Annotated in this window: 23 protein-coding genes and 2 tRNA genes; 4 read left to right on the top strand and 21 right to left on the bottom strand. The window is 63.3% G+C overall.

The genetic code is table 11. The features are described 5' to 3' along the window. Both LNV28_RS24835 and LNV28_RS24830 read left to right on the top strand, forming a co-directional pair. Positions 1–76, top strand: a tRNA-Gly gene (locus tag LNV28_RS24835). A gap of 100 nt (positions 77–176) precedes the next feature. Beyond that, positions 177–263 (top strand) — tRNA-Leu (locus LNV28_RS24830). A 16-nt stretch (positions 264–279) separates the two neighbouring features. On the opposite strand, the gene fliR is transcribed toward LNV28_RS24830, so the two are convergent. The 13 genes from fliR to fliF form a co-directional block, all read right to left on the bottom strand. Then, entirely contained in the window at positions 280–1,044 is a 765-nt protein-coding gene (fliR, locus tag LNV28_RS24825) for a flagellar biosynthetic protein FliR (RefSeq protein WP_263520507.1), read from the bottom strand. Continuing rightward, a complete protein-coding gene (gene fliQ, locus LNV28_RS24820) occupies positions 1,044–1,313 on the bottom strand; it encodes a flagellar biosynthesis protein FliQ (RefSeq protein ID WP_263520508.1) in 270 nt (89 codons plus the stop codon). The genes fliR and fliQ overlap by 1 nt, the downstream gene beginning before the upstream one ends. Before the next feature lie 17 nt (positions 1,314–1,330). Continuing rightward, a complete protein-coding gene (gene fliP / locus LNV28_RS24815) occupies positions 1,331–2,095 on the bottom strand; it encodes a flagellar type III secretion system pore protein FliP (protein WP_263520509.1) in 765 nt (254 codons plus the stop codon). Next, the gene (locus LNV28_RS24810; protein ID WP_263520510.1) at positions 2,085–2,477 is read right to left on the bottom strand and encodes a FliO/MopB family protein; all 393 of its coding nucleotides are present in this window, start codon (positions 2,475–2,477) and stop codon (positions 2,085–2,087) included. Before LNV28_RS24810 ends, fliP begins: the two co-directional genes overlap by 11 nt. 66 nt (positions 2,478–2,543) lie before the next feature. Continuing rightward, positions 2,544–2,981, bottom strand: a complete 438-nt coding sequence (gene fliN, locus LNV28_RS24805; protein ID WP_263520511.1) for a flagellar motor switch protein FliN — start codon at positions 2,979–2,981, stop codon at positions 2,544–2,546. Further along, complete coding sequence (gene fliM / locus LNV28_RS24800) at positions 2,971–3,975, bottom strand: flagellar motor switch protein FliM (protein WP_263520512.1); 1,005 nt, start codon at positions 3,973–3,975, stop codon at positions 2,971–2,973. The genes fliN and fliM overlap by 11 nt, the downstream gene beginning before the upstream one ends. A 31-nt stretch (positions 3,976–4,006) precedes the next feature. Continuing rightward, positions 4,007–4,606: a flagellar basal body-associated FliL family protein gene (locus LNV28_RS24795; protein WP_263520513.1), complete on the bottom strand. Its 600-nt coding sequence runs from the start codon at positions 4,604–4,606 to the stop codon at positions 4,007–4,009. A gap of 170 nt (positions 4,607–4,776) precedes the next feature. After that, a complete protein-coding gene (locus tag LNV28_RS24790; protein ID WP_263520514.1) occupies positions 4,777–6,711 on the bottom strand; it encodes a flagellar hook-length control protein FliK in 1,935 nt (644 codons plus the stop codon). 19 nt (positions 6,712–6,730) lie between these two features. After that, on the bottom strand, positions 6,731–7,204 hold the full coding sequence (locus LNV28_RS24785) for a flagellar export protein FliJ (protein WP_263520515.1): 474 nt from the start codon (positions 7,202–7,204) through the stop codon (positions 6,731–6,733). Between the two features lie 59 nt (positions 7,205–7,263). After that, positions 7,264–8,730 carry a flagellar protein export ATPase FliI gene (fliI, locus tag LNV28_RS24780; protein ID WP_263520516.1) on the bottom strand — a complete coding sequence of 489 codons (1,467 nt, stop codon included), beginning with the start codon at positions 8,728–8,730 and terminating at the stop codon, positions 7,264–7,266. After that, positions 8,730–9,542: a FliH/SctL family protein gene (locus tag LNV28_RS24775; RefSeq protein ID WP_263520517.1), complete on the bottom strand. Its 813-nt coding sequence runs from the start codon at positions 9,540–9,542 to the stop codon at positions 8,730–8,732. The genes fliI and LNV28_RS24775 overlap by 1 nt, the downstream gene beginning before the upstream one ends. A 12-nt stretch (positions 9,543–9,554) precedes the next feature. Then, complete coding sequence (gene fliG, locus LNV28_RS24770) at positions 9,555–10,550, bottom strand: flagellar motor switch protein FliG (protein WP_263520518.1); 996 nt, start codon at positions 10,548–10,550, stop codon at positions 9,555–9,557. A gap of 54 nt (positions 10,551–10,604) precedes the next feature. Then, complete coding sequence (fliF, locus tag LNV28_RS24765) at positions 10,605–12,287, bottom strand: flagellar basal-body MS-ring/collar protein FliF (RefSeq protein ID WP_263520519.1); 1,683 nt, start codon at positions 12,285–12,287, stop codon at positions 10,605–10,607. 259 nt (positions 12,288–12,546) lie between these two features. Here fliF and fliE point away from each other — a divergent pair, with 259 nt between their 5' ends. Further along, a complete protein-coding gene (gene fliE / locus LNV28_RS24760) occupies positions 12,547–12,870 on the top strand; it encodes a flagellar hook-basal body complex protein FliE (protein WP_263520520.1) in 324 nt (107 codons plus the stop codon). A 78-nt stretch (positions 12,871–12,948) separates the two neighbouring features. On the opposite strand, the gene LNV28_RS24755 is transcribed toward fliE, so the two are convergent. The 8 genes from LNV28_RS24755 to LNV28_RS24720 all read right to left on the bottom strand — a co-directional run bounded on the left by LNV28_RS24755 (position 12,949) and on the right by LNV28_RS24720 (position 20,225). After that, the gene (locus LNV28_RS24755; protein ID WP_263520521.1) at positions 12,949–13,500 is read right to left on the bottom strand and encodes a pilus assembly FimT family protein; all 552 of its coding nucleotides are present in this window, start codon (positions 13,498–13,500) and stop codon (positions 12,949–12,951) included. Continuing rightward, positions 13,497–14,273, bottom strand: a complete 777-nt coding sequence (locus LNV28_RS24750; protein WP_263520522.1) for a flagellar brake protein — start codon at positions 14,271–14,273, stop codon at positions 13,497–13,499. Before LNV28_RS24750 ends, LNV28_RS24755 begins: the two co-directional genes overlap by 4 nt. A 61-nt stretch (positions 14,274–14,334) precedes the next feature. Then, positions 14,335–14,634 (bottom strand): flagellar protein FliT, encoded by a 300-nt coding sequence (locus tag LNV28_RS24745; RefSeq protein WP_263520523.1) that lies wholly within the window; start codon positions 14,632–14,634, stop codon positions 14,335–14,337. A gap of 53 nt (positions 14,635–14,687) precedes the next feature. Further along, positions 14,688–15,068 (bottom strand): flagellar export chaperone FliS, encoded by a 381-nt coding sequence (fliS, locus tag LNV28_RS24740; protein ID WP_263520524.1) that lies wholly within the window; start codon positions 15,066–15,068, stop codon positions 14,688–14,690. A 300-nt stretch (positions 15,069–15,368) separates the two neighbouring features. After that, positions 15,369–16,799, bottom strand: a complete 1,431-nt coding sequence (fliD, locus tag LNV28_RS24735; protein ID WP_263520525.1) for a flagellar filament capping protein FliD — start codon at positions 16,797–16,799, stop codon at positions 15,369–15,371. A 180-nt stretch (positions 16,800–16,979) separates the two neighbouring features. Then, the gene (locus LNV28_RS24730) at positions 16,980–17,828 is read right to left on the bottom strand and encodes a flagellin N-terminal helical domain-containing protein (RefSeq protein WP_263520526.1); all 849 of its coding nucleotides are present in this window, start codon (positions 17,826–17,828) and stop codon (positions 16,980–16,982) included. A gap of 315 nt (positions 17,829–18,143) precedes the next feature. Beyond that, positions 18,144–18,989, bottom strand: coding sequence for a flagellin N-terminal helical domain-containing protein (locus LNV28_RS24725; protein WP_263520527.1), 846 nt, complete (start codon positions 18,987–18,989; stop codon positions 18,144–18,146). Positions 18,990–19,385: 396 nt separating this feature from the next. Further along, positions 19,386–20,225 (bottom strand): flagellin N-terminal helical domain-containing protein, encoded by an 840-nt coding sequence (locus LNV28_RS24720; RefSeq protein WP_263520528.1) that lies wholly within the window; start codon positions 20,223–20,225, stop codon positions 19,386–19,388. Between the two features lie 847 nt (positions 20,226–21,072). Here LNV28_RS24720 and LNV28_RS24715 point away from each other — a divergent pair. Further along, entirely contained in the window at positions 21,073–21,564 is a 492-nt protein-coding gene (locus LNV28_RS24715) for a tetratricopeptide repeat protein (RefSeq protein ID WP_263520529.1), read from the top strand. Positions 21,565–21,761: the final 197 nt, after the last annotated feature.

Here is a 21,761-nt window from a genome sequence, read left to right as displayed (position 1 = left end):
GCGGGTGTAGCTCAGTTGGTAGAGCGCAACCTTGCCAAGGTTGAGGTCACGAGTTCGAGCCTCGTTACCCGCTCCAGTTCAGCAAAAGGGAAGCCGCATGGCTTCCCTTTTTGCTTTTCACAGGCTGCCATCGCTGGCGCTTTTCAGCGCCAGCGATAATCGGTAGCTTGGCCGCCGCCCGGGTGGTGAAATTGGTAGACGCAGCGGACTTAAAATCCGCCGACCTCACGGTCGTACGGGTTCAAGTCCCGTCCTGGGCACCAGCAACGCACATGCGTTTTAGGTGAAGGCCGCCAACAAGCGCTCCAGCGCCACCGTGAATGGCGTTTGCATCAACGGCAGGGTGGCGACCATGCCGATCAGGCCGATGCTCACCGTCAGCGGGAAGCCGACCGAAAACACGCCGATCTGCGGCGCGACGCGCGAGATCACACCCAGCACCAGGTTCACGAACATCAACATCGTGATCAATGGCAGGGCAATCCAAAGGCCGATGCGGAAGATTTCCGCGCCCCATATCTGAGGTGTCGCCACGCGCAGGAAGTGGAAGGGCTCGTCGCCAACGGGGAAGGCGTGGAAGCTCTGAATCAAGGCATTGATCAGCAGTAAATGGCCGTTGATGGCGATGAACAGGAACGCCACCATGCTGCCAAAGAAACGGGCACTGGCGGTGCCCTGGCTGCCGGTCGCGGGGTCAAAGAAGCCGGCGTAGTTGAGACCCATTTGCAAGCCGATCAACTCGCCGGCGAACTCCAGCGATGCAAACACCAGGCGCACGGCAAAACCCATGGACAGCCCGATCAGCATTTGCTGCGCCAACAAAAGCAGCAGCATGGGCAGGGAGTCCAGCGGTGCCAGCGGCATTGTCGGGAGGGAGGGCTGGGCGGCCAGTGAGATGAGCAAGGCCAAGCCCACCTTGACTCGAGCCGGGACATTGCGTTGGCTGAAGATGGGCATGCCGGCGAACAGGGCCAGCGTCCGTATGAAAGGCCACAGCAGGGGATTCAACCACTCCAGCAGCTGTGCCTCCGTGACGGAAAACATCAGCTGACCACTTGCGGGATGGTCTTCAGCGTTCGCTGGATGTATTCGACCAGGGTGGTCACCATCCAGGGACCGGTGATGGAGAGCACCAACACGGCCGCGACCACTTTGGGCACAAAGCTAAGGGTCGACTCATTGATCTGCGTCGCGGCTTGAAACACGCTGACCAGCACGCCCACGGCCAGCACGGTCAGCAGAACCGGTGCGGACACCAGCATGAGGATGTAGAGGCCTTGCTGGCCGAAGGTGAAGACTTGTTGTGCGTCCATGAGGTGTTCCGAATCCTTCAGGTGACAAAGGAGGCCGCCAGTGAGCCCAGCAACAAGTTCCAGCCGTCCGCCAGCACAAAGAGCATGAGCTTGAAGGGCAGAGCGACCAGAACCGGGGACAGCATCATCATGCCCAGACTCATCAGCACGCTGCTGACGATCATGTCGATGACCAGAAAGGGGATGAAGATCAGGAAGGCAATCTGAAACGCACTCTTCAGTTCACTGGTGACGAAGGCCGGCACCAGCACCTTGAAGGGCACGTCCTCGGCTTTAACGCTTTCATCGAGCTTGGCCAAGCGCGCAAACAGCGAAACATCGGCCTGGCGCGTTTGCTTCAGCATGAAGCTGCGCATGGGCGGCTCGGCCTTCTTCAGCGCTTCTTCAAAAGGCATCTGTCCGGCGCTGTAGGGCTGCCAGGCCTCGGCATAGACCTTGTCCAAGGTTGGGCTCATCACAAAGAAGGTCAGGAACAAGGACAGTCCGACGATCACCTGGTTGGGTGGCGCCGCCTGGGTGCCCAGAGCCTGGCGCATCAGCGAGAGCACGATGACGATGCGGGTGAAGCCCGTCATCATCAGCAGCACTGCCGGCAGGAAGCCCAGTGCCGTGAAGAAAAGCAAGGTCTGGATGGGTACTGAGAAACTACCTCCATTGGCACCTTGGCCCAGTAGCAGCGGGATGGTGGCCGGCGGTGTGCTCGGCTGTGCCCAGGCGGTGCCAAGCCAAAGCAGGCTGCCAGTCAGCCAAGCGGCACGGGCGAGCTTGGCTTCAATTCGCATCGCGGCCTCGCTCGCTGCTCGCTGGGCTTGGCTGCTGTCCGCGCAGGCGTGCGCCCAGTTGCTGCGCAAAACTGCCGTTAGCAAGTGAATGCAGGCCGGCAGCGCTGGGGGTTTCGGCCTGTGGCGGCATCACATGCAAAGTGCTGATCTGTTGCCCGGTCACGCCCAGTACCAGCCAACGTCGGTCTTCTCCTTGACCGACTTCCACGGTCAGCAGACGCTGATTCGGTGCGATGGGCAGGTGTGCGACCAAGCGCATGACGCCCTGGGTCTGGCTGCCGGCGCCGCCCAGTGGCGTGCGCTTGAGCAGCCACAGAGCCAGGGGAATCAGGCACAGAATGGCCAGAAACCAGAGCAAGGGCAGCAGAGGTGAAGAGTTCATGGCCCTGATTGTGGGCCAAGGCAGGGCGCGCATGCGCCCCGAAGTGCCGGGTCTTGCCCCGGGAACTCAGGCTTTCGAGAGGCGGCGCATGCGCTCGGATGGTGTGACGATGTCGGTCAGGCGGATGCCGAATTTGTCGTTCACCACCACCACCTCGCCTTGTGCGATCAAGTAACCGTTCACCAGCACGTCCATGGGCTCACCGGCCAGAGCATCAAGCTCCACCACCGAGCCTTGTGCCAGTTGCAGGATGTTTTTGATTGGAATGCGGGTGCGGCCCAGTTCCACGGTCAGCTGGACGGGAATGTCCAGGATCATGTTGATGTCGCCGCTGGGCAGATTGCTCGGCGTGGGCGAGAAGTTGGCGAAGCTGGCCGGTGCGACCTGCTCGCTGGGCGCTGACACCTCTTCGGCGACTTCTGCCGGTTTGGACTCCGCCAGGGCGGCCGCCCATTCCGCGGCCATGGCGTCTTGTTCGTCAGTCGATGGGGTATCAGGTGACATTGCGTGCTCCCAGCCAACCCTGGTCAGGGCTGGTCAGCATTTCTTCCACTTTGATCGCGTACTTGCCATTCGAGGTGCCGTAGTGGCAGTCGTAGATGGGCACACCGTCGATCTTGGCCTTGATCATGGTTTCCAGGTCCAGCTCGATGAAGTCGCCGGGCTTGAAGGCCAGCAATTGCTCCACCGTGGCCGGTGCGGTGCCCAACTCGGCCACCAGCTCCACCTGCGCGGCCTGGATCTGGTGCTTGAGCAGATTGACCCAGCGACGGTCGGGCTCGGTCGAGTCGCCCACCGTGGTCGAGTACAGCACGTCGCGAATCGGCTCCAGTGTCGCGTAGGGGATGCAGAAGTAGACCGTACCGCTGGTCTCGCCGATTTCCAGCGTGAACGAGGTGGAGACCACGATCTCGCTGGGCGTGGCGATGTTGGCGAACTGCGGTTGCATCTCCGAGCGTTGGTATTCCAGCTCGAGAGGGTAGATGCCTTTCCATGCCTTGTGGTACTCGGCCGTGATGACCTCGACCAGGCGCAAGATCACGCGCTGCTCGGTGGCGGAGAAATCGCGGCCCTCGATGCGGGCGTGGAACTTGCCGATGCCGCCGAACAAGGAGTCGATGACCGCGAACACCAGGGTCGGATCACAGACGATCAGCCCGGAACCACGCAGCGGCTTGACCGAGACGATGTTGAAGTTGGTTGGCACCACGATCTCGCGCAGGAAGGCGCTGTACTTCTGCACCTTGATGCCACCGATGGCCACTTCCGGGCTCTTGCGGATGAAATTGAACAGGCCGACGCGGATGTTGCGCGCGAAACGTTCGTTGATGATTTCCATCGTGGGCATGCGCCCACGGACGATCCGTTCCTGGCTGGCCAGGTTGTAGTCGCGTATGCCGCCTACCTGCTCCTCCTCGGCGTCGAGCTTCTGGCTCTCGCCGGTGATGCCCTGCAGTAGCGCATCAACTTCGTCTTGGGAGAGGATTTGCTGATTCATGGCGAATCACCGATGTGCTTCAACAGCGGGCTCACTGGACGATGAAGGTGGAGAACAAGACCTGGGTGACGGGGCTGACCACGGCCGGTTTTTTCTTCTTCTTTTTCTTCTTCGGAGCGGTGTCTTCTTCGTGCTCATCTTCGTCATCGAGCTCGATGCCCATGGGGCGCACCGATTCCCGCAGCACTTCTTTGGCCAGCTTTTCCTTGCCCTCGCGACTCAGCAATTCCACCGAGGTTTTGTGCGACAGCACCATCAGCACATTGCTGCGGATGGCGGGCAGGTAGGCCTTGATTTGGTCCGCGGTCTTGGCATCGATCACTTCCAGCGTGATGCCCACCTGGGCAAAGCGGTCCACATCCTTGTCGGACAGGTTCACGGTGAAGGGGTCGAGTGGCACGAACACTGGCGGTGTACCAGGTTTGGGTGCTGCATGGGCTGGCGCTTCCTGGTGTGAGGCTGCGGCATCGCCGCCTTCCTCGTCATCGGCCGGCGGCTTCTTTTTCATCAAAAGAAGTGCAGCGCCACCGCCGCCCAGAACCAGCACGAGCACGGCCGCGATGATGATGATCAACTTCTTGTTGCCACCCCCCTTTGGGGCCTCGGCGGGTGCAGCGGCTGGTGTAGCCATGGGGACTCCTGTGTTCTTCAGCGTCCCATTGCTCACGTGATTGCAGATACTGCGAAAACGTTCGCGATTGGGTACGAATTGAAGTTGATTATTGACGCCGCAAGCGCGGCTTCAAGGGGAGAAAAGGCGGACCGGCGCTTGTCATTTCGGTGCGGGGTGAATGTCAGGTTTCATGCGTACAAATCAAGCACACCCTGGCTGCGACGTGCTGATGTTGCGACCCCTGCAAGGCTGGCTGATGTGTCATCCAGCTTGATGGATCGTGCCGACTTGGATCGAGCGGTCACGTCCTTGCCGCTGGCCTGCTCTTGGCTCGATCGATCGCGCGCTTGTTCAAAAACGCCGCCGCCGCTCAAAGTCAGTCCAGCGTCTCTCAGGGCGGCGGCCAGATCGGGCAGCCCCTGCTCTAAGACCTGACGAGTCTCAGCATGTTCGGCATGGAAAGAGATTTGGGCCTGCTGTCCTTCCAGCACAATCTGAATGGCCACCGGGCCCAGTTCGGCTGGGTTCAGATGCAGCTGAGCCTCTTGGAAGCCCTCGGCGGCCAGCACACTGAGCCGCGCTCCCAGCTCAGGCGCAAAGCTGGCCTCGTGCAAGCCTTGCGTCATGCTGAATGTCGTCGGTTCGCTGGTATTCCTGCTGGACACCTCGAAACGATCGAGACCATGGCTCGTGTCAGTTGCGCTTGCTGTACCCACAGGCACCGAAACTGACAGGGCGCCGCGAAGCTCCTGCACAAAGCTGCTTGCTGCTTCGCTGGTGCTGCCGCTCAGCTGGCCTTTAGTTGCTGAGCTGAAGGCCGCCGATTCGGCGGCAGCCGTGGATGGTTCAACGCGCCCGCGCTCCGAGCCTGCGTTGCGATCAAGACGCCCCAGCTCAAACAAACGCGGAGCCTTTGGCCCACTTGCGGAGTCACCACTCAGTGATGCACCCGAGATCGGAGTGAGGCGCTCGCCCTGTCCGGTCATCGGGGCAAGGGCACTCGCGATTTGGTGATTGAGTTGAAGCTGCCCAATCGGTACGACGGGCATGCCTGCATTCGCTCCTGGTGCATCACTGGCAATTGCCTCGGCTTCGAGGACGGCCTCAGTTTGAAAGGCTGTCAGCGCGGCCGAAGTGCCGGCGGCGTCGTGCGAACGAGCGCCGCTTTCGGTCGATCCGCCAGCAAGAATACGGTCGACACGATCAACATGTCCACGCTTGTCATAGGCCGAAGTGGCAGGCTCACTCGTGCCAGCTAGCTGAGTTGCAGTCAGCTTTCTGTCTTCTGTTGGGCCAGCCGAAAGCTTGGCGTTTCGCTCAACCTGTCCACGTTGTTCATGGGGAGCTAGGGCTATCTCATCAGAGCCAATCTCCGGAGCTGTGGTTAGTTGTGCTTCCTCTGCTGCGGGGTCCAACATCTTTGCACTGTGCTCGATGAGTCCGCGCCTGTCATCGATTGTGGAGATGGGCCTATCCCCGCCAACACCCAGAGATGTGTCCGTTTGCGTGTCGTTTGCTGGGCGGGTGGACGTTCTGTCGCCGCGCATATCGCAGCTGTAGCTGCTCAGGGCGGTGTACTCAGACTGAGTTGCGGTAAGTCCTGGCGGTGCCGCGAGCTGTGTGTTGGCTTGCGGGCTGAGCGGCCGGTCTTCCTCGGACGCCTGGGCTGCATCGACCGTCTCTGTAGCACTAGGCACACTGGAAGGACTCTGCGGACTTGCAGCGGTCGGCTTGCCGCTCTCGGTTTTCGCACTTTGCGCCTGATCGTTGGCCCTGGCCTGGATTCGGCGTGTCTGCAGCCGGGCGTCTTGAGTCATTTTGTCTTCTGGCTTCGCCGCGGCGCTCGGCGCGCCAGTTTCCTTGCGCCCAGAGGCCGCGCCCGGCGAGGGGGAACCCGAGTTCAAGGGGGCTGCACTAGGTGCAGGTGCGGGTGCGGGAGCGGTAGTCGGCTCGCTCTGCTTGTACTCGCTGAGCATGCGTTTGAAATGCAGGGCGGTGTCATCGGCGCCGAACAAAGCGGGCTGAGGCTGGCGTGCAGTGGCCGAAGCGGCTCGCAAGACATCAGTGCCACCACTGCCGGAGTGGCCGCTACGCAGAAGCTGGTTTTGCAGGGGGGCATTCATGGTGGGCTTCCAGCTGGCCTCAGGCACTCAGGCGCATGAAGGGGTTTCCTCCCGCATAGGCACTGCGCGAGGCTTGCTCATCGGTGGCCTTTTGGTCCTGGCGCTGGGCCGAGCGGCTGATCTCCAGGCGGCGGCGCTCCAGCAGCTTGCGCACCGAAGCGACGCGCATCTCCAGGCCTTGCAGGCGCTCGCGAGCCGTGACCACGCGCTGGTCGGCGAACTGGGCCAGATTGCTCTGGCTGGTGATGGCTTCGTTGAGGCGGCCGCCGAAACTCTGGTAGCAGGCGACGATGTCCATGGTGCCCTGGCGGGCGAACTGCTGGCTCCAGCGCAGCTGGTAGTCGCTGCGGTATTGGGCCAGATCGCCATGCTGCGCGCGCGCTTTGTCGGCGCGGGCCTGGGCTTCCTGGAACTGACGCAAGCCTTCGTCACGCTCGGCTTCAGCGCGTTCGAGCAGGATGCTCAACACTTGGAGATTGCTTGAACTGCTCATGAAGCGATCCTCGGTAAGTCAAAGTGGTCCGGCGCGGACCCCTGGTGTATCGGCAGAATTCAGGCGTCCTTGATGACGGCTGACAGCTGGCGAACGCTGTCGGCCAGCAAGGCCGGGCTGTGCATGTCCTGCTGTAGCAGGCGGGAGATGTCGGGGTGAAGGCGCACGGCCAGGTCCAGTTCATGGTCATGTCCGGGGGCATATGCACCCAACTGGATCAGGTCGCGGGCCTTGTTGTATTTGGCGAGCAGCTGGCGGCAGCGGCGTGCGGCGTCGATATGGCTTTGGGGAGCCACATTGGTCATCACCCGAGAGATCGAGCGCTCGATGTCGATCGCCGGGTAATGGCCGGCCTCGGCCAGTTCGCGGCTCAGCACGATGTGGCCGTCCAGAATCCCTCGTGCTGCGTCGGCGATCGGATCTTGCTGGTCGTCGCCTTCGCTGAGCACGGTGTAGAAGGCCGTGATCGAACCTTCGCCCGGCAGGCCGTTGCCGCTGCGCTCGACCAGTTGTGGCAGCTTGGCGAAGCAAGAGGGCGGGTAGCCTTTGGTGGCCGGCGGCTCGCCGATGGCCAAAGCGATCTCGCGCTGGGCCATCGCATAGCGGGTCAGCGAGTCCATCAGCAGCAGCACGTGCAGGCCTTGGTCGCGGAAGTTCTCGGCAATCGCCGTGGCGTAGTGGGCACCTTGCATGCGCACCAGGGGCGGGGCGTCGGCCGGGGCGGCCACGACGACCGAGCGCTGCAGGCCGTCCTCGCCGAGGATGTCCTCGATGAATTCCTTCACTTCCCGGCCGCGTTCGCCGATCAGGCCGACGACGATGACATCGGCCTGGGTGTAGCGAGCCATCATGCCCAGCAGCACCGATTTGCCGACGCCGGTGCCAGCGAACAGGCCCAGGCGCTGGCCTCGGCCCACGGTCAGCATGGTGTTGATGGCGCGCACGCCGGTGTCCAGGGCGCTGCGCACCGGGTCGCGGTCCATGGCGTTGATGGGGCGGCGCACCATGGGCTCGGCATGGGTCATCTGCAGGGGGCCGCGGCGGTCCAGCGGGTGTCCGTGTGAATCGACCACACGGCCCAGCAAACCTTGGCCCATGGGCAGGTGCAGGCCGCGGTCTTCATTGCGGCGCCAGGGGTGCAAAGGTTGGCCCAGCTTCGGGCCCATCAAGGGCAGGGCGCGCGGCACGACCATGGCGCCGCTGGACAGACCCTGGATCTCGTCGGTTGGCATCAGGTAGGCACGGTCGCCCGAGAAACCCACCACCTCGGCATTGACCGGGCGCTGGCCGCGCTGCGGATTCATCGACGAGCTGGGCATGTGGATTTCGCAGACCGAACCGACCGGCACCTTGACCCCGGTCGCTTCCAGCACCAGTCCGGCCACACGCACCAGCTTGCCTTGCGACTCCAGCGGCAGGTTGTTGCCGGCGAATTCCTGCAGATTGCTCAGATACTGCTGCCAGCGGCCTTGGCGGCTGCCGGCTGCAGCGTTCAGTTCGTCTTGCACGGTGTCGAAGTCGGCCATCACAAGGCCTCCTGCGAGTTGTTGCTGCTGCCCGCGTCGCCGTCGCTGCGGCCGGTGCGACGGTCTTCCCACAGCGAGGCCTGGCCCATGGCGGCGGCCGCTTGTTGCCAGCGAGAGGCCAGGCTGGCGTCGACGCTGCTGATGTCGGAATCCACCCGGCAACCACCACGCGGCACATCCGGGTCAGGCAGGAGCTGGGCCTCGCGGGCGCGCAGCTCCTCGCCGGCGCCTTCTTGCACCAGCGGGTAGTCGCTCGGGTTGACGCGCACGCGCACATGGCGGGCCGACAGCTGCAGGGCCTCGACCGCGTCATGCGCGACCTTGGCGATGTGTTCGGGGCGCTGGGTGATCTCGCTGCGCACCACTTGGCGGGCCAGTTCGACGGCGCAGCGGGCCAGGGTGGCCGCCATCTCGTCTTCGAGGGCGCGGAAGTCGGCGTCGAAGTTCTGCACCAGCTGGCCCAGCTGAGCGCTCATCTGCTGGGCGAAGCTTTTCTTGAAGGCATCGAGCGCTGCCATGCCGTCGCGGTAGCCGTCCTGGTAGCCGGACTGGCGGGCGGCATGCAGTTGCTCTTGCAAGTCAGGCTGCGGCGGCGGTGCTGGTTCGGTCGCGGCCTGCTGGCTGGGCGCCGGGGCGGGCGCGCTGATGGGCGCACGCTGCGCGTTCATGGCGCCTTGGAACGCATCGGGGTTCCAGGCGGCGAAGCTCTGCACTTCCTCGCGCGGGATGAAACGGCTGTAGCTGCTGGTGCGCGCCGGCTGCGAGGGGTCGCGCGGCGGCGGTGGAACTTGACGGGGTGGGCGAGGGGTCATGACTCAATCGCCTCAAACGAATTGGTCGTCGCCGCCACCGGCCAGCACGATGGTGCCTTCGTCCACCAGACGGCGCACGATCTTGAGCATTTCCTTCTGCTCGCTCTCGACTTCCGAGAGGCGCACCGGGCCGCGCGAATCCAGGTCCTCGCGCAGAGTCTCTGCCGCACGGCTCGACATATTGCGCAGGATCTTTTCGCGCAGTTCGGCGCTGGCGCCCTTGAGGGCCACGACCAGGGATTCGCTCTGCACTTCCTTGAGCACGGCCTGGATGCCCTTGTCGTCGATCTTGTCCAGATCGTCGAAGGTGAACATGTTGTCCATGATCTTCTGGGCCAGGTCGGCGTCGGCTTCGCGGATGTAGTCCAGCACCGAGGCTTCCACGCTGGAGCCCAACATATTGATGATCTCGGCCGCCGTCTTGACGCCGCCCAGCGAGGACTTGCGCATGCGCTCGCCGCCGGCCAGCACCTGGCTCATGACCTCGTTCAGGTCCTTCAGCGCCATCGGCTGGATGCCGTCCAGCGTGGCGATGCGCACCAGCACCTCGTTGCGCTGGCGCTCGGTGAAGACGCGCAGCACCGAGCTGGTCTGATCAAAGTCCAGGTGGGCCAGGATGGCGGCAATGATCTGCGGGTGTTCGTTGCGCAGCAGTTCGGCCACCGAGGCGGCGTCCATCCACTTCAGGCTTTCGATCGAAGACACATCGCTGCCTTGCAGGATGCGGTCCAGCAGCAGATTGGCCTTGTCCTCGCCCAGGGCCTTGCGCAGCACCTGGCGCACATACTCGTCGGTGTCCGACACCAGCGTGCTCTGGGTCTCGGCCACCTTGTCGAAGCGGGTCAGCACCTGCTCGACCTTCTCGCGGCCCACGACCTTGAGCTTGGCAATGGTCTCGCCCAGCTTCTGCACCTCTTTCGGGGCCAGATGCTTGAAGACTTCGGACGCTTCCTCCTCGCCGAGGGACATCAGCAAGATGGCGGCGTCCTCTACTCCTTTGTCATCCATGGTCAGGCTCGGTGGTCAATCGGTGGGGGAGGGCGGCTGAGCGGGCGGGGCGATTCACTCGACCTCGCCATTGATCCAATTGCGCATGATGTTGGCCACGGCAATCGGGTTCTCGCGGGCCAGCAGGCGGGCACGTTCCAGCTTCTCGTTGGCCACCGGGCCGCTCAAGGCCGGCAATGCACCGTCCGCGCCGAGGGCGGGCAGCTCGTTGTCGTCGTCCACCACGGCGTCCAGCTGCGAGGCGTTGTCGGTGGCCTCGGGCGGAGGCGGGTTGGCCGCCTTGATGGCCGGGCGCACCATGCCGAAGACCGCGATCAAGGCCACCAGCACCAGGGCCAGGGGCACGGCGGCGGTGCGCAGCAGGTCCAGCACAAAGGGTTGCTTCCACAGGGGCAGGTCCAGCTCTTCATGCTTTTCTTGCAAGAAGGGGGCGCTGATGATCTTGAGCGAATCACCGCGTTCCTGGTTGAAGCCCATGGTCTCCTTGACCAGCGCCGTGAGCTTGTCCAGCTCTTCTTGCGGCACCGGGATGTTGGCGACCTTGGATTTGGGATCGGTGTTGGGGCGATGGTTGATGACCACGGCCGCGTTCAAACGGCGCACATTGCCGGTGGCGTTGCGCACCACGCGCACGGTCTTGTCCAGCTCGTAGTTGGTGACCGAGTCGCGCTTGGTGCTGTTGTTGCCGGATCCGCCGGTGGCCTGCAGAGGCGCGGCCTCGCCTTCGATGGGGGCCGTGGCCGGGGCTTGCGGTTGGTTGGCGGCGGCACCGGGCACACCGGTCGGGGGCTGGGCCGCGCCATTGGTCGATTCGTTGGTTTGGGCGCTGCGGATGGCGGCCGTGGTGCCCTGACCGCGGTTGGGCTTGTACTCTTCGGCGGTGCTTTCGACCTGGTTGAAGTCCAGATCGGCCGTGACGGTCGCCCGCAGATTGCCGCGGCCCACCACCGGCTCCAAGAGTTCGTAGATGCGCTTGTTGAAGTTGGACTCGATCTGTTGCTTGTATTGCAGCTGCTGGCTGTCCAGGCCATTGCTGATCTCAGGGCTGGTCGACAGCAGGGCACCGGTTTGGTCCAACACGCTGACGGCCTTGGCCGACAGGCCCGGCACGCTGGCAGAAACCAGGTGCACGATGCCGGCGATCTGTGCCCGGTCCAGCGAGCGGCCACCGCGCAAGGTCAGCATGACCGAGGCGCTGGGCTTCTGCTGTTCGCGGAAAAAGCCGTTCTGCTCGGGCATGGCGAGATGGACTCGCGCATCGGCCACGTCGGCCAAGGCGGTGATGGTGCGCGTCAGCTCGCCTTCCAGGCCACGCTGAAAATTCAGGCGTTCATTGAACTGGGTTTGGCCGATCGAGCTCTTGTCCATCAGCTCGAAGCCGACGCTGCTGCCCTTGGGCAGCCCGGCCGAGGCCAGCTTCATGCGCACGTCATAGACCTGCGCTGCCGGCACCAGGATGATGCCGCCGGGCTCGTGGCGGTAAGGCACATTGAGCGTGGCCAGCTGGGCGATGACGGCGCCGCCGTCCTTGTCGGACAGGCCGGTGAATACCGGCCGGTAGTCGCCCTGGTTGGACCACAAGGTGATGGCCAGCACGGCGGCCGCCAGCATGGCCAGGCCACCGCCCATCATCAGCTTGTTGCGCACCGGCAGGGCTGCCAGGCGGGCGCCGAAGCTGGCAGGCTCGGGCGTCACCATGGGCAAGGTGTTGGCGGCGGGGCTGAGTGCGTTGTCCATGAGTCGGGTCGGGCTGGTGGGCGGTGTCTGTAGCGGTGAAAGGGCGAGGTGGTCAGGCGAAGCCGTGATGGGGTTCACGGCGCACTACAGGCATTGCCGATGTGATGAATTATTCGGATTTGCCCCCTAAAGAAAGCCGGGAACAGGCCGAAGAACCGAGCGCAGTTCCCTCCTTCAGCGCCCCAGTCTTTGCCTACAGTTCGGTCTATCGCTCCGGCTGAGGCACCGCCATTGGTCGTGAGCGTGGATGGAGTCCCCCATGGAACTGAAGCTCAGACCGTTTGATTTCGCCCAGGCCACCGCGCGCGCTGGCCTGAACATCAATGGCGAGCCGCTGTCCAAGGCCAAGGCGACCGGTGGCGCCAGTTTTGGCGATGCCATGGCGCAGGCGATGAAAGGGGTCAGCCAGGCGCAGAACGAAGCCTCCCGCTTGCAGCGCGAGGTTCAGCTGGACAACCCCACGGTCAGCCTGGAAGAGACCATGGTGGCCATGCAGAAGGCCCAGATCGGTTTTCAAGCCACCTTGCAGGTGCGCAACCGTCTGGTCTCTGCCTACTCTGAAATCATGAATATGCAGGTCTGAGCGAACTGCTCGACTTGCTGGTGCGGGGCGACGCTGCGAAGCGCTCGCCCCGTCGTCGTCAGCGAAGCGCCAGGAGTCTCAGCAAGGCGTGGCCGAGCTGGTTGCGGACCCGCAAACTTGGGCTCGGCCCATGGCATTGAGGTCGACCTGCAGCTTCTGGCCCCGGCCGCTGCTGAAGGCGGTGCTGCCATACTTTTGCGCCTGACCCAAGGTGGGTTCGAATTCGGCGTCCGCGGCGCTGTCCATGCTCACATCAGGAAACTCGCTGCCCTTGTGCCGCGTCAAGCTACAGGCCTTGGGCCGCCCGGTCGCCGGGTCCACGACCTTGGCGCTGCCGGCCACGGTCGGGCCGCAGTCGCAGGGCATGCCCTGGCTGACGCCCCAACACCAGTTCGGCCCGCGATGGAAGCTGACGAACATCGGCGTGCGCTGGCTGACACTCATTTCGCGCGCATTGCGCAAGTCCACCAGCAAGCTGTTGCCCGCTTCACGCAGTTGCTGGCGCTGCAGATGGCCGCGGTAGCTGGGCACAGCCACCGTCATGATGACGGCCAGCACGGCCATGACCACGGCAGCTTCCAGCAAGGTGAAGCCCGCCTGCTGGCGCTGGTGCTGCAAGTCGCGGCTCATGCGGTGGCCGGCTTGCGCAGCAGGCGGGCGGTTTTTTGCACCTGTTCGATGTAGTACTGCAAATCGCGTGTGGCCATGGGGTCGAGCTTTTCGAACAGCAAGCCCAGTTGCTGGCTGCCGTCGTCCTGCGGGCGCGCATGTTGCAGGCGCAAATCGGCCGTCAGCCGGGTGTGGCGGTCTAACTCCACCAGCACGCCGGTCAGCAAGGTGCCGGCCGCCGGGGCGTCTTGCCCGGCCGGCAGCTGCAGGGCCAGACCGCCCAGGCTGAGGTCGAGCACGCGCAGGCTCAGCAACTCGCCGGAGCCAGTCGGCAAGCTGAAACGGGCTTGCGGCGTTCGCCCGTTGGGGCGAACTCGGAAGGCCTGGCGCCGCTGGAAGCGGTAGAGCACCAAAGGCAAGCTGGCCTGCATCACGGCCTGGCCGCTGTTCTCTGTTGGTGCGTCGGGCTGCACCAGCAGCAAGCCCTCGACCTCGAACTGCAGGCGGATCTGGTCCAGATAGGCGACCGCGGTGAGCTCTTCGGCGCCCAGCAGCGCGGGCAAGGGGCTGCCGGCTGCGGGTAAATCCAGGAGCAGTCGGCCCGAGGCCGCGTCCACACTGCACAGGCTGCTCTGCACGCTCAGACCCGCGGCATTGCTGAGGATCAGGTGGCTGCGCTCGCTCTGCAGGCGGCGCAGCAGGGTCAGGATTTCTCCCGGCGCCTGAATACGAAAATCGCCCGAGTCGGCTGGAGTGGCCGGGTCGGGCGTGGTGGAGGGCGTTGAATGGCTCATGCGAGATTCATGCTGCCCGGGGCACTCAATTCGGCCCCAAGCTGTGGTTAGGCCGGCGGACTCAGTGCAAGGTCTTGCTCTTGCCGGTCAGGACCTGGTCCAGATCGTCCAGCCAGGGCTCGGCTAGGTGGCGGATCTCGGCGTCGTTGAGCAGGATGCGCTGCATGATGCGCGTCTTCAGCCGGCTCTCTTCGGGCGCCAGCTTTTCGTTGCCGGCCGCATGCTTGAGCTGGGAGATCAACAGGACGCAAGCGCCTTCGAGCTTGACGACTTCGTCCCAGTTGCCGGTGCGGGCAGCCGAGAGCATATCGGCGCTGGCTTGCTCGATGGCTTCGTAGTAGCTCAGAAGTTGGGTGTTCATCACAAGTTCCGGAAGATGCAGAAGGAATGGGGGAGTGCGTGCCGCAGTTGGGGTCAAGCGGCCCGCTGGACTTCGGGCGACTGCGCGATCGCGTTCCAGGCATCGCGCACCGGCGTCAGCAGGCGTTGGCATTCTTCGATGCGGGCGCTGTCGCCATGCAGATTGGCCTGAGTCAGGCGCATGCACAGATAGGCGTAGAGGTCACCGAGGTCTTGGGCCAGCGGTCCGGCCTCCAGGTTCAGGGTGGACTTCAGTCCCTCGTCCAGGATGCGAACTGCACGGCACAGCGAGTTGTTCTTTTGCGCTGTGTTGTTGCTGGCGATGGCCACCAGCGCTTGATTCATGGCGTCGAAGATGCCGTCGAACAGCATGCTCACCAAGCGATGCGGGCTGGCACTCTGGACGTCGGTTTCCAGGCCCACCTTGCGGTACATCGAGGCGCGCTGGGTCCTGGATGCGAACGGGGAAGAGGCGTTACCGTACATGGGGAGCTTTCTCAGGGGGTCTTGTTGATTTGTTTTCGACCCCGGGCCGGCGAACTTGAGTGTCCTGCGCGGCTCTGAGCCCCTGCAAACGCGGCCTTGCCGAAAGCGCGAAATATGACGCAGCTGCAGACCCACTGGCCGCCGGCGGTGGGTCCCAGAAAGGCAAACGGCGGCGGCTTCTTGCGAAGCCGCCGCCGTGACAGCGGGGCGGAAGGATCGGTGGACGGGGCCGCGCGCTCAGGCCTGGACCTACCTGTTGAGCATGGCCATCTGCTGGCTCACATAGCTGGACAGATTGTTCAGCTTGCCCATCTGCACATCGAGCGCGGTGTAGCGAGCGCGCAGACGGGTTTCGGTCAGGGTGGCCTTGTCCTCCAGCTTGGAGCTCTGCAGGCCATTGCCGGTGATGCGGTCCTGCAGGCCTTTTTGCCGGGTGCTCAGGCTGCTGTCGATGCCCAGGGCCAGGTCGGCGAATTTGCGCATGCGCTGGGCCAGACCGTTGTTCTCGGCATTGCTGCTGTCCACGCCCATGAACAACTGCTTGAGGCTGTCCAGGTCGGCCATGGAGGTTTCCAGCTTGGCCGTGTTGACTTTGATCGTGCCGTCGGCACTGGGGTCCAGGCCCAGGTCAGACAGGCGGCTGAACTTGCCGCCCAGGGTGGTGGAGCCGCCGCTGACGCCGCGCAGCCCGGACTGCACGCTCAGCACCGAGCCCTCGCCTTGTAGCGTTCCAGCGGTCTTGTTGGCCTGGTCGTACTTGGTCTGGTCGCGCAGCAAGGAGGCCACCGAGTTGTAGGCGGTGCTGAAGTCATTGATGGCCTTTTTGATGGCCTCTTTGTCCGATGCAATGGTCAGCGTGACATCGCTGGTGGTGGTCTTGAGCAGGTTGATGGTCAAGCCGTCGATGGACTGCTTGAGTGTGTTGGTCTCGGATTCGATGTCCAGGCCATTGAGTTTGGCCAGGGCATTGCCGGCTGCCTGATTTTGTGTGGTTTTGGACAGCTCTGGGCTGCGTGGGTCGAAGGACAGGGCGTCCAGGCCCTGGCCGTCGAGCAGGCCATCGCCGTCGACCACTGCGACCCGGAAGCCATTGCTGACCCCGGTCTCGGTGGAGCGCATCACCAGGCGAGATCCGCCCTGGTCGGTGACGATGGACGCCTGAACGCCCGCCTTGGCGGCATTGATCTTGTCCCGGATCTGGGCCAGAGAATTGCTGCCGTCGCTGATGTCGATGCTGATGGCGCTGGCGCCGGCCTTGGGGTCGAAGCCGGTTTGATCGGCATTCCAGGTGCCGAGCTCGATGGTCAAGGTGCCTTGTCCGATCGGACCGGTGCTGGGCTGGTAGCTGGTGGACACCGACTGGGCCGTGGCCAGGCGGCTGACCGACACCGACACATTGCCGGCCGCAGCGCCGCTGCCCGGTGTCACCGTGATGCTGTTGCTGTCACTGGACGTTCCCAGGCCGGCGCCCCAGGTCTCGGGGTTGGTCAGTTTTGCAGCCGCGTCGCGCAAGGCCGACAAGCTGCTTTGCACCTTGCCATAGGCCGAGAGCTGGGTCTTCAGTCCGTCGGTGGCGGTCTTGAGCGTGCTGATCGGTTGGCGTTCCACTGCAACCAGCTTGGTGATCAAGGACTCGATGTCGAGGCCGCTGCCAATGCCGGCGGAGGTGATGGCTGCCATGATGGGACTCCCTTAGGCTTGCGATAGTTCCGCGACCGTGTCTTGTTCTCAAAGCGGCGAAGGCTCGCGGAGGCTAGACAAAAAGGCCGATACGCAAAGGCGGTATCGGCCGGTTGTTCTTGAACTTGAGTGCTGAATCGGCGCCCGCAGTGCTGGCCTCAGGGCCGGCCGCGGCTGGGATCAACCGCCGCGCAGCAAGCTCAGCACCTGCTGCGGCAGCTGGTTGGCCTGGGCCACCATGGCATTGCCGGCCTGTTGCAGGATCTGCGTGCGGCTGAGGTTGGAGGTTTCCGCCGCGTAGTCGGCATCCATAATTCGGCTGCGGGCGGCGCTCTGGTTTTCCACCGAGACCTGCAAATTGGAGATCACCGCTTCGAAGCGATTCTGCGAGGCGCCGAGGGTGGCACGCTGACTGCTGACCGTGTTCAGTGCCACGTCAATGTCATCGATGATGACCTTGAGGTCGGCGGTGGTCGACAAATTGCCGATGACCGCGGCGGTCACGGCCGTGATGGTCGGGTCCGTGGTCATGTCGGAGGTGGTCACCGTGATGGTGTCTTCCGCGCCGGTGTTGGGGCCGACTTGGAATTCCTGCGGTGTGACCGCGTCGGCGCCAAGAATCTTTTTGCCGTTGAAGGTGGTGCCGGCCAGCACGCGCCCAATTTCCAAGGCCAGTTCACCGAATTCCTTGCCGATGGAATCGAGGTCGGTGGTGGTGTTGGTGGCATTGCGTGACTGCACGGACAACTCTCGCATGCGCTGCAAGGTATCGCCGACTTTGGACAAGGCGCCTTCAGCCGTCTGCGCCAGCGAGATGCCGTCATTGGCATTTCGGATCGCGACGTTCATGCCCCGGACTTGTGCATGCATGCGCTCGGCGATGGCCAGCCCTGCCGCGTCGTCCTTGGCGGAGTTGACTCGCATACCCGAGGACAGTCGCTGCATGGACACGGCCAGTGAGCCCTGCGACATATTCAGATTGCGCTGCGCATTCAGCGAGGCAATGTTTGTGTTGATGGTTTGCGGCATTTGAGAACTCCTACAGAATCCGGCAACTCCCGGCCAGGCCGGCGTGTCATTCGGGTTGGCTTCAAGCCTGAGCTTGAGGCTGTCCCGGCAACTCGCCCGGTCTGATCAAGCTGGCCGTCATGGCGTTGGGGTCAGCTTGGGTCCGGACGGCGGGTGATGCAAAAAATGTCTCATCCCGATGTGCAAATTCTTGAGCAGTCTCTGGCCTCCTGAAAGCGGGAATAGGGGGCTAAACCACGCCCATAAAAAAGCTCCGCGCCCGGGGCTAACCCGGGGCGGAGCGAAGTTCAGATGGAGCTTGTAGGGACTGAGGCTTCAGCCGCCGCGCAGCAGAGACAGCACTTGCTGCGGCATCTGGTTGGCCTGCGACACCATGGCCGTGCCGGCTTGCTGCAGGATCTGGGCTCGGCTCAGATTGGCGGTTTCCGAGGCGTAGTCCGCATCCATGATGCGGCTGCGCGAGGCACTCTGGTTTTCCACCGACACCATCAAATTGGAGATCACGGCCTCGAAGCGGTTCTGGGCTGCACCCAGGGTGGCGCGCGTCGAGCTGACCGTGTTGATGGCCGTGTCGATCTGGTCGATCGTGGTCTTCAGGTCGGCCACCGTCTTGGTGTTGTCAATCGCGTCATTGGTCACCGCCGTGATGTCGGCATCAGCGGTCAGATCGGTGGTGGTCACCGTGACGATGTCATTGGCCGTGGTGTTGGCGCCGATCTGGAAATCCTTGGCGCCCGCACCGCCACCCAAGATGGCCGTGCCGTTGAAGGTGGTGCCGGCAAGCACGCGCTGGATTTCAGCGCCGAGTTCCTTGAACTCCTTGCCGATCGAGTCCAGGTCGGTGGTGGTGTTGGTGGCATTGCGAGCCTGCACGCCCAGCTCACGCATGCGTTGCAGCGAATCGCCCACTTTGGACAAAGCACCTTCAGCGGTCTGCGCCAAGGAAATGCCGTCGTTGGCATTGCGCACGGCCACATTCATGCCGCGCACCTGGGCTTGCATACGCTCGGCAATGGCCAGGCCTGCCGCGTCGTCCTTGGACGAGTTGACGCGCATGCCGGAAGACAGGCGCTGCATCGAAGTGGCCAGCGAGAGCTGTGTGTTTGAGGCGTTACGTTGCGCGTTCAGGGAGGCAACGTTGGTATTGATGATGGAGGGCATTTTCAATCCTTTCGGTGTTCAAGACATTCCGGAAACCCGGTCTATACGGTCGATAACCAGGCCGCCATAAAAAGGCCGCCTTGCCAGCAGTCAGGCCGCTTGCGCTGCCTGGTCTGCACCGTCCGCGTCCTGCCTCAAACCCCGGCTGATAAGCCTTGGGGTATGCGGCCGGCTGACCGGACCACGGTGTCCCTTGTTTCCTCGGGCCCGTTGGTTTTGTTATCGAGCGCTGCCTTGCATCACTTGAAGATTTTTTCTTGCCTTCTTTTTAAAAAGAGCCCTTAAAAATGACGCTGCCCGGTCGAGGGGCAGCGTCAAGGGGCTTGTGCTGGAGGGGTGAGATTTTCCGTTCCTGCGACGACGGGTGTACTCAGGGCCAGCGAGGCTGGCCCGGGGTCATCGAAGAAGCGACAGGACTTGCTGCGGCATCTGATTGGCTTGCGCAATCATGGCGGTACCGGCTTGTTGCAGGATCTGCGATCGGCTCAGATTGGCGGTTTCCGTCGCGTAGTCGGCATCCAAGATGCGGCTGCGCGATGCGCTCTGGTTTTCCACCGACACCATCAGGTTGGAGATCACCGCTTCGAAACGATTCTGGGCGGCACCCAAGGTGGCGCGCTCAGAGCTGACGGTGTTGATGGCCGTATCGATCTGGTCGATGGTGGTCTTGAGGTCCGCAGCCGTCTTGGTGTTGTCGATCGCGTCGCCGGTGACCGCGGTGATGTCACCATTGCCGGTCATGTCGGTGGTGGTCACCGTGACCACGTCATTGGCCGTGGTGTTGGCACCAATCTGGAAGTCCTTGGCGCCGGCGCCGGCGCCCAGGATGGCCGTGCCGTTGAAGGTCGTGCCGCCCAGCACCCGCTGGATTTCAGAGCCCAGTTCCTTGAACTCCTTGCCGATCGAGTCCAAGTCTTGGGTGGTGTTGGTGGCATTGCGGGCCTGCACGCCCAGTTCACGCATGCGTTGCAGCGAGTCCGCCACCTTGCCAAGTGCGCCTTCAGCCGTTTGCGCCAGCGAGATGCCGTCGTTGGCATTGCGAACGGCCACGTTCATGCCACGCACTTGAGAGCTCATGCGCTCAGCGATGGCCAGGCCGGCGGCGTCGTCCTTGGCGGAGTTCACACGCATGCCTGAGGACAGGCGTTGCATGGAAATGGACAGCGAGGATTGTGAAGTGGCAACGTTGCGTTGCGCGTTCAGAGAAGCAATATTGCTATTGATGATTGCGGGCATGATGCGCTCCTGTTTCAGCTACGAAGATTCCCGGCTCAGCGCCGACGTGTTGGCAAATGCCTTGTGACATTTGTGACGCGGATGAAAGCCTTGACGCTTTTCCATCCACACCGCCCGGCGCCAGTCAGCCTGTGAAGCCCTGCATTCCCTTGCGAGAGTGCTCAACCAGCGGCCTTGTTACCGGACCACGCGCCTGTTTCCAGACCCGTTGAGAGTGGTATCGGACAACGCCCGAGCGAACTTGAGCGCTGTTTGTCAATAGGCTTGATCGCCGGATAAGCGGTGGGTGCCTCGGCTTGTTTGATGGATCCCCTTCCTGCCCGTGCTGGGCGGGTGGGGCAGGGTGGCAAATTGCGGGCTGCCCTGCGGTCCATCGTGTACCTGTGGCCCCAGCGCTTGCGATCATGAATCGTGTGGCTGAGTGCGGAGCTGACTGTGGTGGCGCGAATCCTTCGTAGAGATCGTCGTAGAGAAGCTGTGTGCTGAAACAAGAGCGGGTCGGCCTGGTGCCGGTCGGGAGGAGCATCCCTGGTGCCTCGCTCTGACTTGTTTTCGGCGCCTCGCGCTCGGCACAGCCTTTGAGAAAAGGCGGCAAGCCTGTGCTTTTCTCGCGAACAACAGCCGGTGCTGTGCCTAAAGTCCTCAGCATTGCGGTCGAAATGCGCGCCCCGCGCAGTTTCAAGCCAGCACCCGCTGAGGCCGCAGCACGCACAGCCCGCCCTCTGGCCGCAAGCCGGATCTGGGGCGGGTGGCTGACCCGACGTTTTTGGCAGCGAGAACGATGGCGCACGGGAAGCGGGCGCTGGCACTGTTTGGCATCAACCCCTTGGAGATTGAAATGCACGCAATGACGCAAGGAACAAAGAAGGCCGTGACACAAGGCCAGCAAGAGGCGCAGCCGCTCGCGCGGCCTGCGGAACTAAGCCCAGAGGCGGCCCTGCTGCTGGCTCAGGCGCGCAATGCAGCGTTTGCCGAAGCGGCGCAAGGTCGCTTGGGGCGTGGCATGTCCATGCTCAAGGACGCTTTGCAGAACGAACCGCTCTCTCATGATCTGATGAGCGACTTGGCGGCCTTGCTGCTCAGCGCTGGCGAGTTGGCCCAAGCCGCTCTGCATGCCAAGCAGGCGCTGGAACTGCATCCCCATCACGGCCCCAGCCTGTACACGCTGGCCTTTGCCTGCTCAGGCCTGGGCAAATCGGCCCAAGCACAAAAGACACTGCGCCATCTGCTCCAGGGGGAGCCCCGCGCCATCGACAGCCTGCTCGACGAGGCCCCCGACCTTTTGCCCGTGGCACGCACCGAGCTGGCGCGCCTGGACGCCTTGTTGGGCGGCGCCTGAGCCGGCGCTGTCGTGTCAGGCCCGGCAGGCGTGACATCGTTCATGCACTGCCCGGCCCGGCCTGAGGGGACAACGCTTTCCCCGGGCCAGTGCCCCGCGAAGGGGACAGCTCTGTAGGACTTTGCCTGACAAGGTTCTGGGAAGAACCGGGACTCAAGAGCTGGATTTGGGCTGATGTTGCGGCTTTGTTTGGATCT

This window comes from Paucibacter sp. DJ2R-2 (assembly GCF_025717675.1).
Lineage (GTDB): Bacteria > Pseudomonadota > Gammaproteobacteria > Burkholderiales > Burkholderiaceae_C > Paucibacter_A.
The sequence above is the reverse complement of the archived record's forward strand: the minus strand, read 5'-3'. Positions and strand labels throughout refer to the sequence as shown.